General features: G+C 72.7%; 1 protein-coding gene. It reads right to left on the reverse strand.

Features of this window, described 5'->3' with window-relative positions; all coding sequences use genetic code 11:
* Positions 1-218: 218 nt before the first annotated feature.
* On the reverse strand, positions 219-428 hold the full coding sequence (locus FHR04_RS20705) for a BldC family transcriptional regulator (protein WP_139405057.1): 210 nt from the start codon (positions 426-428) through the stop codon (positions 219-221).
* Positions 429-961: the final 533 nt, after the last annotated feature.

The following is a 961-nucleotide window of genomic DNA, read 5'->3' on the forward strand; positions in this document are numbered from 1 at the left end:
GGCGCCGCCGAGCAGCGGCGCGGCGGCGGTCGTGGTCTCGGTCATGGCACCATCCTGCGCCCACCGGCGCCGGGGTCACCGGCGGGGATCGGACACGACGGCGCGGGCGCGCGCCGGTGCTGGCACCGGGTGGCTGTCGTCAGCCGTCGGCGACGGCCGTCGGCCCGTGCCGTCCGCCGCCGCGTGGGCGGCGGGCCGGCCGGGCCGCCGGGGTGGACTCAGACGTCGTCGCCGCGCTGGCCGGGGATGCCGCCCAGCAGCTCGCGGACCTCGGTCTCGCGGTAGCGGCGGTGGCCGCCGAGCGTGCGGATCGACGACAGCTTGCCGGACTTCGCCCAGCGGGTGACCGTCTTCGGGTCGACCCGGAACAGGCTCGCGACCTCGGACGGGGTCAGCAGGATCTCGTTCTCGGTGTGGGGGGCAGACACGTCAGACCTCCGGGGTGCCCTCGTGGCGACGACCGGTCGGGTGACCCGCCGTCATGACAGACAGGAACTTGGTCATCGGTACCGCTGCCCGGCCTGGACCGGGCGGCATCGGCATCGGTGACGTCATCGCGCTCGACCCCCCTTGCGCCCCCACCGTGACCACGGTGTCACGTGCGAACTTCCGACAACTAGTACCAACGTCCCATTCCGGGACAAGCGGTAACTATGGGGACACTCTAGGTCGAAGCCGACATGACTGCGCGTCGGCACCATGCGCCGAACGGGGGGTCCTGGAGCGGGAACCCCCCACTCGTCCGGGTGGGTGACGGCGGGCACGCGCCCTCCGAAGCGCTACGACCGGGACGTTCGTCCCAGTTCGCGGCTCTCACAACAGATCGCACCCGCTACCCGCACGACCCATCGTCCCGACGCGCACGCGCGTTCGCCAGTGGCGAAGATCACATCTTCGGCCTCCCGCGTCGCCCTGGACCTCAGTCCCACGCACCCGCGCGCGCGGGAGCTCGCCGTCGGAG

This window comes from Deinococcus radiopugnans ATCC 19172 (assembly GCF_006335125.1).
Taxonomy (GTDB): Bacteria; Deinococcota; Deinococci; order Deinococcales; family Deinococcaceae; genus Deinococcus; species Deinococcus radiopugnans.